The sequence below is a fragment of the Pseudomonas sp. 58 R 3 genome (genome assembly GCF_900006605.1).
GTDB lineage: Bacteria > Pseudomonadota > Gammaproteobacteria > Pseudomonadales > Pseudomonadaceae > Aquipseudomonas > Aquipseudomonas salomonii.
In genome coordinates, this window is sequence record NZ_CVTT01000061.1 from 93,759 (window position 1) to 107,532 (window position 13,774).

9 protein-coding genes are annotated in these 13,774 nt (G+C 60.1%); 8 read left to right on the forward strand and 1 reads right to left on the reverse strand.

The genetic code is table 11. The features are described 5' to 3' along the window. Position 1 precedes the first annotated feature (1 nt). Positions 2–5,878, reverse strand: a complete 5,877-nt coding sequence (locus BFP92_RS18890) for a DUF4329 domain-containing protein (RefSeq protein ID WP_065930634.1) — start codon at positions 5,876–5,878, stop codon at positions 2–4. A 417-nt stretch (positions 5,879–6,295) separates the two neighbouring features. On the opposite strand from BFP92_RS18890, the gene urtA reads away from it, so the two are divergent. The 8 genes from urtA to BFP92_RS18930 all read left to right on the forward strand — a co-directional run bounded on the left by urtA (position 6,296) and on the right by BFP92_RS18930 (position 13,769). Continuing rightward, entirely contained in the window at positions 6,296–7,561 is a 1,266-nt protein-coding gene (urtA, locus tag BFP92_RS18895) for an urea ABC transporter substrate-binding protein (protein WP_056860479.1), read from the forward strand. 126 nt (positions 7,562–7,687) lie between these two features. After that, the gene (urtB, locus tag BFP92_RS18900; protein ID WP_065930635.1) at positions 7,688–9,190 is read left to right on the forward strand and encodes an urea ABC transporter permease subunit UrtB; all 1,503 of its coding nucleotides are present in this window, start codon (positions 7,688–7,690) and stop codon (positions 9,188–9,190) included. Then, on the forward strand, positions 9,190–10,257 hold the full coding sequence (urtC, locus tag BFP92_RS18905; RefSeq protein WP_056860481.1) for an urea ABC transporter permease subunit UrtC: 1,068 nt from the start codon (positions 9,190–9,192) through the stop codon (positions 10,255–10,257). Before urtB ends, urtC begins: the two co-directional genes overlap by 1 nt. Continuing rightward, on the forward strand, positions 10,254–11,087 hold the full coding sequence (gene urtD, locus BFP92_RS18910) for an urea ABC transporter ATP-binding protein UrtD (RefSeq protein ID WP_162238858.1): 834 nt from the start codon (positions 10,254–10,256) through the stop codon (positions 11,085–11,087). Before urtC ends, urtD begins: the two co-directional genes overlap by 4 nt. 139 nt (positions 11,088–11,226) lie before the next feature. Next, entirely contained in the window at positions 11,227–11,925 is a 699-nt protein-coding gene (urtE, locus tag BFP92_RS18915; RefSeq protein ID WP_065930636.1) for an urea ABC transporter ATP-binding subunit UrtE, read from the forward strand. Positions 11,926–11,956: 31 nt separating this feature from the next. Beyond that, complete coding sequence (locus tag BFP92_RS18920) at positions 11,957–12,796, forward strand: urease accessory protein UreD (protein WP_065930637.1); 840 nt, start codon at positions 11,957–11,959, stop codon at positions 12,794–12,796. Positions 12,797–12,944: 148 nt separating this feature from the next. Next, entirely contained in the window at positions 12,945–13,247 is a 303-nt protein-coding gene (ureA, locus tag BFP92_RS18925; protein WP_032878149.1) for an urease subunit gamma, read from the forward strand. Positions 13,248–13,256: 9 nt separating this feature from the next. Further along, positions 13,257–13,769 carry a GNAT family N-acetyltransferase gene (locus BFP92_RS18930; protein WP_065930638.1) on the forward strand — a complete coding sequence of 171 codons (513 nt, stop codon included), beginning with the start codon at positions 13,257–13,259 and terminating at the stop codon, positions 13,767–13,769. The last annotated feature ends 5 nt before the right edge of the window (positions 13,770–13,774 follow it).

The window sequence follows — 13,774 nt, forward strand, 5'->3', positions numbered from 1 at the left end:
GTCAGAGTTCATCCCTTTCACCCTCATACCAAAACTTGCCGACTTGCGGCTCGGACAGCGCTTCGCCCCCGTTCCACTCTGCACCCAATACGCCCACGCGCATCCAGAAAGCATCGGCGACCAATACGGACAGGCTGCCTTGAGCGCGCAATTGACTGACCAGCACACTAGGGTCTGGTGCATCACCAGGACTGAGCAAGGTGGTTTCAGCCTGCGTGAACGCCGGTACATATTTGAGCAGGGCGCCGCCCCGGCTGGACAGGTAGCAACTCTTGGCATAGGGCGCATTACTCCGGATCACCGCCAGATAGCCGCGCAGGTCATCCTTGGAGACGAAGTGGGTCAGCAATTTTTGCTCTCTCGGCTCACGGCTGACAGTCGACGGTATCGCTTTGTAGAACGCGTGCACGGCGGCGATCTTGTAGGTGCTCAGGACATTACCGGCGGGGACATCGAACCCGGCATGATCGATCCAAAACAGCAGCTCTCGGGTACTCGTACCTCCCGTGCCCCGGTCCTCCACCGGGTCAATCGCGACATAGCCCTGGATTTGATCCGGCATCAATACCGCGCCCAAATATTGCTTGTCCTGGAAAGGGGCCACCAAGCCTTGGGCATAACGCGCCGCATCGTCGGGATAAAGAAACAACGGCCCACAGAACGAATGAAAATGCGGGTCATCGGCAAACGCATGGGGGGCTTTTTTCGGTGTCCATTGCGCCATCACCCGCTCTTTCCTGCCCCAGACTACACTGGTCACCCGTATTTCCAGTTCGCCCATGGCGGCCAAGCGGCGCACATATTCGCGCACCTTGAGGGTACCGTTTAACAATTGGGAGCGTTCCAAGACCGCATTCTTCGTCCAGTCGTATAACTGCGCCGTCTTTTGAACCAGGTATTTAAGTAATGCCCCGTCGCCACACATCAGGTACAACGGCAGAGCCTTGCCGTTGCTTGCGTAGATGAGAAAGTTCAACGCTTTGCCAATGTCTTGAGGGGGGAAAAAGCTATGCGCCATTTCATCGCCGGCCGGGGCAATCGCCACCGTCGAAGCACAGAGGTACATGCCCTCCAGCACATAACCTTGGGGCAACTGGCCGTTGATAAAAACCCGCCTGAAATCGTCAAATTTCTCCCTGACAAGTGGCAGGGTCGTCATGTACAGCGACTTTTTCACGGTTTTGAGTACGTAACCGAACGATACGTCAGTTTGCGACTTCGCCATACGCTGGGCGTAGCGGACGGCATCGAACGCCCGGGTAAAGATCGGGCCACAGGCTGAGTCGAACAATACCTGGCGAATATCCCCGGGGTTGGGCGTAGCGTTAGACGTCGCAAACTCTCCCGTTATCTGTCTGGCCTGCCCCCATAAACGATCATTTTTCACCACACTCAGCTTACCCGCCTTCGCCACCAACGTGACGAACTCCAGCGGCGTGAGAACCCCGCTGCGGATTTGCTGTTCGATGAGGTTGCCAACGTAGTCGTCTTTGGCCAGGCTCTGTACCTCCAGACGGTTTTTAAGCGAGTTCTCCGCAATGGAGTTCGAGAGTTGATAACTCAGGATCGAACCATTAGCGCCGAACACATACTCACCCATGATGTCGGCATCCCGGTTCAACAAACTCGCCAGCACCCTGCTCGGAATCATGCTTTTGTAGATGGCTTTCTGAGTGCTGGACAGCAGCAGCGGCACCTCTTGATCCAGCAGAGTCCGATAGCGCGCCACAATCGTGCTGCCTCCCGGATAAAGTCCTGTTGAAACCGCGTGGTCAGGGTAGATCCAATTTAAAGCAAGCCCCTGGGGCGGTATGGCCAATGGCTCCGTTGCGGCATATAACCCGCTGACCAGCTTGAGAATTACCCCGCCATAAGTGCGGCGATGTCCGTTGCCCGTCAATGTTGCTATGTGGCGGGCCGCGTCATCGGGGCTGGCGAAGGCGGGGCTTAAATGTCGCGGCATCAAGGTTGCGTAACTGGTCCAGGTATTACTGACCAACCCGGCTTTATCCCAGAGCTGGCTGATACGGACCACTTGAAGCTGCCCCCTCAGCGACCACTCCCTGACGAATTCAACGGGCCTCTTAATCCCGGAATCCAACGCTCGTTGTGCGTCACCCAACAACGTATCCGCCGTACCGCCGGACGTTACGTCAATCGGTGAGGGCCTATAGCGCAACAGCGCACCATCATGCGTTGAAAAATAAATCGGCAGGCTATCGGCACTCCCACCCCTGGCTTCATAGATAGCGGCGTACAGAACATCAGGCTGGACAAAAAACCGAGCCAGCCATTCGTTCGAAGGTCTCAGCCTTTTACGCAGCCATTGCTGCGAGCGAAACAGCCCATGCAGTTCAAAACCATCTGGGAGCTGGTACTGGTCTTGAGTAATGCGTTTAAACACAAGGTAGCGATTGAACAGCTCATCCGTACGGGTGGCACCGACCACCTCGCTCGCAATGTACTGGTCCTTGTCCTTGTGTTTGAGGATAAATGCATAGCACGCCTCCTCGGGAAAATGACGCCCATGCACCCGCCCATGAAGGTCACTGGCCGCATCATCGGCACTGGTAAACACCGCGCCGTAGGTGACGTAGTCAAGCGGGCCGGATCTTGGGGCGTAGTTGTAATTGGCCGACCAGTCGCGGTAGACCACCGAGCGCGGCCCCCAAAGCCGGTTGCCCTGAATGATCTTCAAATCCCCCGTCTCGGCCACTCGCCACACCCAATCGGCGGGCTTGATGTCCCCTCTGTCAAGTCGCGCCTGAAAGCTGTTATCCCCGGCTTGAGGGCTGAGATTAGCCAGGAGCGTTGTTTCCGCAGAAGACTTGTTTGGGGTGTATTCCAATAAACAATTCGGTGCCGCCGAGAGATAGGCCACTCGCCCGGCCGGGATGATGGCGTACATTTCATTGCAGGAGAACACCTGCTGATTGATCAGCGCCTCGTCCCGTGTCCAGCCGCGCCGCAGGATCGGAACAGGGTCGGCCATGGACAATTCGAGATGAGAGCCGTATCGCCCGTGCAACACATAAGGTTCCGGCGGGATCAGCGGGCCGTGGTTACTGGAAGGGAAAAACAGCGTGTACAAAAATGGATTTTCGCGGCTTTCTATAGGCTCGGTAATCACAAAGCGACCGTCTTCGCCCTTGAGCACGTAACCCCCATAGTAACGATCGCGTCGACTACCGACTTGCTCATGGGCATACACCGCCGCATCGCGTGCAGAGAGAAACGAACGGCTCAGTGTCGCCGTGTAGAACGACACCAGCAGACGGTTATCCACTGGTCCCACGTATCGCCACAAGCCGCCCGCCTCGACCACCGACAGCGCGGTCGCGCTAATAACCCGACGTACATAAGTCCGCGGGCTTAGCGTGCCATCGAGCAGGCCGGCTTGCGCACCGTTATCGTGCAGCTCGCCGGTGCTGGATTCCTGCACCAGCTCGGAGGTGGCCGTGGCCTCGGGCACTTTAAGTGCCAGCAGCGCTGAATCAGAGGCCTGCATGTACAAGGTCAAGCCACGGGTGCGGTGCTGGATGGCCAGAGTCGCCCGTGCCTGGCGGGCGGCGGCGACCACCTGCGACGGCGTAAAGAAGGCACTGGCCAACCAGGTTTCCCGAGCGGCAATTTCGTTGGTTTCATACCAACTGCTGAAGTAGATAGCCTCCAGCCGGTACTGGGAAGGTAGCCGCACCCCGCCATCCTGGCGTTTTGGAAACAGCACGGAGGGCGAAAACAGGGGAACACTTCTGGGCAGTGCCAACGTCGCCGCATAGATATTCTCTTGCCTATGTTTGAGTACAACCCCGAACTTAGTGCCAATGTTCTCGGGACCGGCAAGTACAAGCGCACGCATCACGGCATGCTCAGGCCGCGAGTAGGCTTCGGTGAAAAAGGGTTGCTGCTGCTGTGCTGTCGCGGGCGTCCTGATGCGCCAGCCCTTGGAGATAAGTCCACGAACGCCACCCCAAACCGGGTTGGGGATCACCACCGACAGCTCGCCGGCTTCGGCCAGTTTCCAGACAACCTTGGACTCGAAATCACTGGAGGTCTTGTCCTCCACGCCATGCAGCTCCTGGTAATACGCGCTTTCGAGCGCCGAGCCGCTGCTGACGTATTTGATCAGTGCGTCATCCGGTCCTGAGAGATAGTGAGCCCTGGCGAAAGCCCGGTTTCGGATGCTGAAGCGTAGGTCCGGCCTTGAATAGAAGTTGCCACGCAGCAGCAACTGATCATCACTGTCGTCGGGGTAGTTGATCCTTGCTTGCGCGATATTAGTGACGGGATGGGAGTGGTAGAACGCCTCGGCGCTGTAATCATCAGGGGCGATGAAGTTACCGTCGCTGTCCCTGGCCAAGAGGAGCCCATGTTCGAACACCGCTCGGCGGTCCGGTATCGGATGGGTGGCATAGTAGCGATAACCCCGTTTGAGTATGACTCCGCCATATTCGAGGTCGCGGCGCGTGCCAATCACCTCGTGCGCCCAGCGGGCAGCGTCGTCGGCAGTGATAAAAGCCGGGCTCAATTGCGGCTCGGGAATTTTGGAAAAAGGCCGCCACATTTTGTCCACAGCACCTTTCTTGTCCCAAATATCGCTGGTGCGCTCCACACTCAATTGGCCCGCCTCGGCCACCTGTTTTACCAACCCCTGTGGCAGCAGTGTTCCCGCCTGCAGCAGCGACTGTATGCCGTTATCCGTGACGCTACCGTCCGCCGCCTGAGCGAAAAGTTGAGACTCGGCGTCGGAGCCAGAAAAGCCATAGCGTAAAACGGCTGCGTCACTTGTGCGGATGTACAACGAACCGGCAGCGGCAACAGATAGCGTCTTGGATAACCTGCGGTAACCAGCGATGTGCGTTGCCAAGTCCAGCGGGCTGATAAAACACTGGTACAGCCAGGCTTGCATAGGCGGGAAAGGCTCGGGTACAGGACTTGAATCAACGTACATGCCGTGCAGTTCCCATCCGGCCGGCAGTACCGGCAACGCATCACCGGCCAGCCACCCCAGCACCTGCGCAGGCTCCGGCTGAGAAACCGCATACTCAGCCCGGCCTTCGCCTTGCGCCTTGATCACGATGCCGATTTGGCGTGCGGGCGCGGCAACGGGTTCACAAACGTTAATCGCAGCCTGAACTTCGGTGAATACGCCGGTAAACAAAGGCTGAGGGGTTGGCGCACCGCTGCTGAAGGGTTGGAACACCACCCAATCTGCGGGCACGTCGCCTGCTGAGCCGCCCCACAGTGCCGTGGGAACAATCAGGCTCAAGGTACCCAGCGTCGAGAGTTTTTTGACAAAAGTGCTGAACGGACCAAACAGGGCAACTTTGTTATTGCGGGGCCTTCCTGCTTTTATCCAGAGCGCAAAGCTGCGCTCTTCAACGGAGCCACTTGAAGCGTATCGGATCAGCGAGCCGTCGGGGCCGGACAAATACGCGGCCGGGAAGAAATCTCGGTTATTAACCCCATGCCAAAAGTCGCCATCGGAAAAAAAACTCAAAAACGCTTTGACCGTCTTACTATCAAAGTTCGGATTGGCCTTCTGAGTCAGCTCATGGTCCGCAGGATGCGAATGGTAGGAGGCCACACAGGTGTAACCCTTGGGTTGCTCAAATTGGCCATCGGCGCTGACCGTCAGTACCTCGCGCAGATCAAACTGCAACCCCTTGCCGGGCACAGGCTCGGTAGCATGATACCTGCCCGTATATTTCCTCAAAATAACCCCGCCGTACTCCTTGTCTCTGCGCGCACCTATTTTTTTGTGCGCCCAATAAGCGGCGTCGGCTTCGTTAATGAATCCTGGGCTGACGGCGGGTAAACGGGTAGTCCCTCGGTTTGAACTGGCTGCGCGCTCCTCGCGCGACAAATTGATGGTCATGGCAACGTCCCTGAATAGTGAGAACCGCCTCAGTGCCCAAGGACTCTTGGGCACAGGGTTCTGATGCCATTCTCAACAGGTCACCCATCACCCAAGAGGTGAATAGTTAGTCATGGACTTGAGCAGAACAGGCCGCGCCTCAGGAACGATTGGTTTTGCGTAACTCACGCAACACACATTGGTTGAGCGTTCATCCCGGAACATCCCTGCACAGCGTTTGCGCTGCCTATCTAACGCTTCGCCCTGTTTTAGCGCCACACCCGCACCTGACGGCAATTGCAGCGCCAAGCTGGTGCACCCCCGTGCCAATGTCCGCAACAACCACTCACCGGCATCGGTGTTTGCCGCCGCAGGCACAGCCTTTGCAAAGACCTGCGTATCTGCCCCACAACACTTTCGGTTTACGGAGATCGCACCATGAAGCGTCGTAGCTTGATCAAGGCTTTCACTTTGTCGGCATCCATTGCCGCCATGGGTTTGACCTGGACCGTCCAGGCCGCCGAGACCATCAAGGTCGGCATCCTGCACTCGCTGTCCGGGACCATGGCGATCTCCGAAACTTCGCTTAAAGACATGGCCTTGATGACCATCGACGAGATCAACGCCAAGGGCGGTGTGAACGGCAAGATGCTGGAGCCGGTGGTGGTGGACCCGGCGTCGAACTGGCCGCTGTTTGCCGAAAAAGGTCGCCAGCTGCTGACCCAGGACAAGGTGGCCGTGGTGTTCGGCTGCTGGACGTCGGTGTCGCGTAAATCGGTACTGCCGGTGTTCGAAGAACTCAACGGCCTGCTGTTCTACCCGGTGCAGTACGAAGGTGAAGAGATGTCGCCGAACGTGTTCTATACCGGTGCGGCGCCGAACCAGCAGGCGATCCCGGCCGTGGAATACCTGATGAGCGAAGAAGGTGGCGGCGCCAAGCGCTTCTTCCTGCTCGGCACCGACTATGTGTACCCGCGCACCACCAACAAGATTCTGCGCTCGTTCCTGCACTCCAAAGGCGTAGCCGATAAAGATATCGAAGAGGTCTACACCCCGTTCGGCCACAGCGACTACCAGACCATCGTCGCCAACATCAAAAAGTTCTCGGCCGGCGGCAAAACCGCAGTGATCTCCACCGTCAATGGCGACTCCAACGTGCCGTTCTACAAGGAGCTGGCCAACCAGGGCTTGAAGGCCACCGACGTGCCGGTAGTGGCGTTCTCCGTGGGTGAAGAAGAACTGCGCGGCATCGACACCAAGCCGCTGGTGGGCAACCTCGCGGCCTGGAACTACTTCCAGTCCGTGGAGAACCCGGTGAACAAGAAGTTCGTTGCGGACTGGAAGGCCTACGCCAAGGCGCACAACCTGCCGGGCGCGGACAAAGCCGTGACCAACGACCCGATGGAAGCCACCTACGTGGGCATCCATATGTGGGCCCAAGCGGTTGAGAAAGCCAAGTCCACCGACGTCGACAAAGTGCGCGAAGCCATGGCCGGCCAGACCTTCGCCGCGCCGTCGGGCTTCACCCTGACCATGGACAAGACCAACCACCACCTGCACAAGCCGGTGATGATCGGCGAGATCCAGGCCGACGGGCAGTTCTCGGTGGTATGGCAGACCGAAAAACCGATCCGCGCCCAGCCGTGGAGCCCGTTCATTCCGGGCAACGACAAGAAGCCGGACTATGCCGTGAAGAGCAACTGATCCGCTGATCGTTCCCACGCTCCGCGTGGGAATGCATCCCGTGACGCTCTGCGTCACAACGCGGACGCAGAGCGTCCAAGGCGGCATTCCCACGCAGAGCGTGGGAACGATCTATAGGAAACCTTTATGCCCACTGCCCTTTACCGCCTCATCCTCGCCGCCCTGCTGTTGCTGCCCTTTGCCGCACACGCCAGCGACGCCGAAGACTTCATCAACGCCAACCCGATGCAACAAGCCAAGCTGCTCCAGGACTGGGCTGCCCAGCCCGACCCGGCGCGCATCGAGCTGGTGGACGCGCTGCAACAAGGCCAACTGAACGTCAACGGTGAAACCAAAACCCTACGCCTGAACAACCGCCTGCGCGGCCTGATCGATAACGTGCAAGCCAGCCAGCAACTGCTCGCCGCCGACCCCAAGGTGCGCCTGGCCGCAGCACAAACCCTGCAGAAAAGCGCACAACCTGCGCAGCTCAAATTCCTTGACCAGCAAGTGGCCGCCGAGACCAATGAGGCCGTGCACACCGCGTTGAGCCTCGCCCTGGCCAACCTGCAACTGGTCGACCCCGACCCGGTCATTCGCCTCGCCGCCGTGCGCCTGTTGGGCGGCACCGGCGACCCGCTGGCACGCACACGCCTTGAGGCGCTGCTGGCGCCCGGTGTCGAAACCGACGCCGCCGTACACACCGCCGCCGAGACCAGCCTGGCCCAGGTCAAACGCAAATTGATGTTCGGCGAGATCCTCGGCCAGGCCTTCAGCGGCATGTCTCTGGGTTCGATCCTGTTGCTCGCGGCCCTGGGCCTGGCGATCACCTTCGGCCTGCTGGGCGTGATCAACATGGCCCACGGCGAGATGCTGATGCTCGGCGCCTACTCCACCTACGTCGTGCAACTGATGATGCAGCGCTACGTGCCGGCAGCCATCGAGTTCTACCCGTTGATTGCACTGCCGGTGGCGTTTTTTGTCACGGCAGCCATCGGCATGGCACTGGAGCGCACGGTGATTCGCCACCTCTACGGGCGACCACTGGAAACCCTGCTGGCCACCTGGGGCATCAGCCTGATGCTGATCCAGCTGGTGCGCCTGGTGTTCGGTGCGCAGAACGTCGAAGTGTCCAACCCGCAATGGCTGTCCGGCGGCATTCAAGTGCTGCCCAACCTGGTGCTGCCGTACAACCGCATCGTGATCATCGCCTTCGCGTTGTGCGTGGTGGTGCTGACCTGGCTGCTGCTGAACAAGACGCGCCTGGGCCTCAACGTGCGCGCCGTCACCCAGAACCGCAACATGGCCGCCTGCTGCGGCGTGCCCACCGGGCGTGTGGACATGCTCGCCTTTGGCCTCGGTTCCGGCATCGCCGGGTTGGGCGGCGTGGCGCTGAGCCAGATCGGCAACGTCGGCCCGGACCTGGGCCAGAGCTACATCATCGACTCGTTCCTGGTGGTGGTGCTCGGCGGCGTCGGCCAGTTGGCCGGTAGCGTGATGGCCGCCTTTGGGCTGGGCATCGCCAACAAGATTCTTGAACCGCAGATCGGCGCCGTGCTCGGCAAGATCCTGATCCTCGCGCTGATCATTCTGTTTATCCAGAAACGCCCGCAAGGACTCTTTGCACTGAAAGGACGGGTGATCGACTGATGAACCAGCCATTGATGCTTACCGCCGCGCAAAAGGCCGGCCCCAAGGTCACGATAGCGGTGGGCGCGGTCATTTTGATCCTGCTGCTGGCGCTGCCGTTGTGCTCGCTGCTGGCGCCGGAAAATCCGTTTCACGTCTCGGCCTACACCTTGACGCTGGTGGGCAAGATCCTCTGCTACGCCATCGTCGCCCTCGCGCTGGACCTGGTGTGGGGTTACGCGGGGATGTTATCCCTCGGCCACGGTTTGTTCTTTGCCCTCGGCGGTTATGCGATGGGCATGTACTTGATGCGCCAGGCGTCCGGCGATGAGCTGCCGGCGTTCATGACCTTTCTGTCGTGGACCGAATTGCCGTGGTACTGGGTCGGCACCGAACACTTCCTGTGGGCCATGTGCCTGGTGGTCTTGGCGCCCGGTTTGCTGGCCTTGGTGTTCGGGTTCTTCGCCTTTCGTTCGCGGATCAAGGGCGTGTATTTTTCGATCATGACCCAGGCGCTGACCTTTGCCGGGATGCTGCTGTTTTTTCGCAATGAAACCGGGTTTGGCGGCAATAACGGCTTCACAAACTTTCGCAGCATCCTGGGCTTTGGCATCACCGAGCCGGGCACCCGGGCCGTGCTGTTTGTGGCCACCGTATTGTTGCTGGTCGCCAGCTTGTACACCGGCTGGCGTTTGGCGCAGAGCAAGTTCGGCCGCGTGCTCACGGCGTTGCGTGACGCCGAGAACCGCCTGATGTTCTGCGGCTACGACCCGCGCGGTTTCAAGCTGTTTGTGTGGGTGTTGAGTGCAGTGCTGTGTGGGTTGGCAGGCGCGTTGTATGTGCCGCAAGTGGGCATCATCAACCCCAGCGAAATGTCGCCGACCAACTCCATCGAAGCCGCCGTGTGGGTGGCCCTGGGCGGGCGCGGCACCTTGATCGGGCCGCTGCTGGGCGCCGGCGTGGTCAATGGCATGAAGAGCTGGTTCACCGTGGCCTTCCCGGAATACTGGCTGTTCTTCCTTGGGGCGCTGTTCATCATCGTCACCCTGTACCTGCCCAAGGGCATCATCGGCCTGCTGAAGAAATGAGGAACGTCATGCTTGAACCTATTTTCGACGCAGGCAGCGGCCGCGATGCCATCGGCATTGGCCAGGCCGCCGGCAAGGGCCTGAACACACGCCACGGCACCATCCTGACCCTGGAAGACATCAGCGTCAGCTTCGATGGTTTCAAGGCGCTCAATGACTTGAACCTGTACATCGGCGTCGGCGAATTGCGCTGCATCATCGGCCCCAACGGCGCGGGCAAGACCACGCTGATGGACGTGATCACCGGCAAGACCCGCCCCAGCCATGGCAAGGCCTGGTTTGGTGAAACCCTGGACCTGACCAGCATGAGCGAAGTGCAGATCGCCCAGGCCGGCATCGGCCGCAAGTTCCAGAAGCCCACGGTATTCGAAGCCCTGAGCGTGTTTGAAAACCTCGAGCTGGCGCAGAAGACCGACAAGTCCGTGTGGGCCAGCCTGCGCGCGCGTCTGAGCGGTGAGCAGAAAGACCGCATCGAGGAAGTGCTCGATACCATCCGCCTGACCACCTCGGCACAACGCGCGGCGGGGTTGTTGTCCCACGGGCAGAAGCAGTTCCTGGAAATCGGCATGTTGTTGATGCAAGACCCGCAATTGTTGCTGCTGGACGAACCGGTGGCGGGCATGACCGACGCCGAAACCGAGTTCACCGCCGAGCTGTTCAAGCGCCTGGCGGGCAAGCATTCGCTGATGGTGGTGGAACACGACATGGGCTTCGTCGGTTCGATTGCCGACCACGTGACCGTGTTGCACCAGGGCAGCGTGCTGGCCGAAGGGTCGCTTGCACAGGTGCAGGAAAACGAGCGCGTCATCGAGGTTTACCTCGGTCGCTGACGCTGACGCGAACTGATCGTTCCCACGCTCCGCGTGGGAATGCATTCGGTGACGCTCCGCGTCACACAGCGGACGCAGAGCGTCCAGTGCAGCATTCCCACGCAGAGCGTGGGAACGATCAATTGAGGAGGTTTTGAACATGCTGCAAGTCGACAAGCTGCACCAGTACTACGGCGGTAGCCACATCCTGCGCGGGCTCTCATTCGACGTGAAGATCGGCGAAGTCACCTGCCTGCTCGGCCGTAACGGCGTGGGCAAGACCACCTTGCTCAAATGCCTGATGGGTTTGCTGCCGGCCAAAGACGGCGCGGTGAATTGGGAAGGCAAGGCCATCACCGGCTTCAAGCCGCACCAGCGCGTACACGCGGGCATCGCCTATGTGCCCCAGGGTCGGGAGATTTTCGGACGGCTGACGGTGGAAGAAAACCTGTTGATGGGGCTCTCGCGCTTCCCAGGCTCCGAAGCCAAGGAAGTCCCGGCGTTTATCTACGAACTGTTCCCCGTATTGCTGCAGATGAAACATCGGCGCGGTGGCGACTTGTCCGGCGGTCAACAGCAGCAGTTGGCAATTGGCCGCGCACTGGCCAGCCGCCCGCGCCTGTTGATTCTCGACGAGCCTACCGAGGGCATCCAGCCGTCCGTCATCAAAGAGATCGGTGCGGTGATCAAAAAGCTCGCGGCACGCGGTGATATGGCGATCCTCTTGGTGGAACAGTTCTACGATTTTGCCGCCGAACTGGCCGACCAATACCTGGTGATGTCACGCGGTGAAATTGTGCAGCAGGGCCGCGGTGAAAATATGGAAAGCGAAGGTGTACGCGGGCTGGTTACGATTTAATCTGTAGCGTCCTGACGATAAGCCCGAAAATATGAACCTGCCCGTTACTCCTGCCCTGTTCACCCCCAGCTGGCATGCCGAGCTGGAACTCGGCTACGCGCGTTTCGGCGACACCACGCGCCCGGTGATGCGCCGCCACCTTGGCCCGCTGCGGGTGCAAAAGCACCTGTACGCCGAAGGCCCCGAGGTGTGCCAGCACATCATCGTGCACCCGCCCGGCGGGATTGCCGGTGGCGACCGCCTGGACATCCGCGCCCATGTGGCCAATGGCGCCTGGGCGCAACTGACCAGCCCCGGCGCAGCCAAGTGGTATCGCGCCAGCGGCCCTGCGTTTCAACAGCTCGAATTGACCGTAGAGGCCGGTGCGACCCTGGAATGGCTGCCCCAGGAAACCATCGTGTTCAGCGCCGCCCAGGCCGAACTCAGCACGCGCATTGATCTACACGGCGATGCCCGGCTGTTTTACTGGGACGTGGTGGCCCTCGGCCGCCCGGCCAGTGGCGAGCGTTTCGACCTGGGCCACTTTCAATCGCACCTGGATATTCGCCGCGACGGCCAGTTGCTCTGGCATGAGCGCCAGCGCATTGTAGGCGCCGACGGTTTGCTCGATTCGCCCATCGGGCTGGATGGGCAGCCGGTGTTTGCGACGTTGCTGCTGACCGGCGATATAGACCCGCAATTATTGGAAGCCTGCCGCGCTCTGCCCCATGCCGTGCGCGGCGACCTGACCCAACTGCCCGGCTTGCTGGTCGCCCGCTGCCTGGCCAGTGAAGCGCTGCTGGCGCGGGGCTGGTTGATTGATTTATGGCGGCTGTTGCGCCCGGCAGTGCTGGGGCGAGAAGCCGTCGCACCACGAATCTGGAGCACATGAAGATCAACATGTGGGAGCGGGCTTGCTCGCGAATGCGGCGTGTCAGTCGGCGCATCGTTAACTGATCTACCGCTTTCGCGAGCAAGCCCGCTCCCACATGTTGACCTCTGATGTAGTTAAGAATGCTTGCTATGAGAGACCTTGAACCATGGATTTGACCCCACGGGAAAAAGACAAACTGCTGATCTTCACCGCCGGCCTGGTGGCCGAGCGCCGCTTGGCGCGCGGCGTGAAGCTCAACTACCCGGAAACCATCGCCTATATCTCGGCCGCGCTGATGGAAGGCGCCCGCGATGGCCGCACCGTGGCCGAGTTGATGCACTTCGGCACCACCTTGCTCAGCCGCGAGCAAGTGATGGAAGGCATCCCGGAAATGATCCCGGATATCCAGGTGGAAGCCACCTTCCCCGATGGCACCAAGCTGGTGACCGTCCACCAGCCAATCGCGTGAGGCCCGGCCATGATTCGTGATGCTACCGAGCAAGACCTGCCGGCGATCCGCGACATCTACAACGATGCGGTACTCAACACCACGGCCATCTGGAACGAACAGCCGGTGGACCTGGCCAACCGCCAGGCCTGGTTCGCGGCACGCCGGTCACAGCAGTATCCGATTCTGGTGGCGGTGGAAAACGATGAAGTCACCGGCTACGCCTCCTTCGGCGACTGGCGCCCTTTCGAGGGTTTTCGCTACAGCGTTGAGCACTCGGTGTACGTGCGCAATGACCAACGCGGCAAAGGCCTCGGCCCGCGCCTGATGCACGCCCTGATCGAACGCGCCGCAACCTGCGGCAAGCACGTGATGGTCGCGGCCATTGAAAGTGGCAACCAGGCGTCGATCCGCCTGCACGAGCGCCTGGGTTTCATCAGCACCGGGCACATGCCGCAAGTGGGCATCAAGTTCGGCCGCTGGCTGGACCTGACCTTTATGCAACTGACATTGAATCCGGGCGCCGAACCGCCCAAGGAGTGAGATCG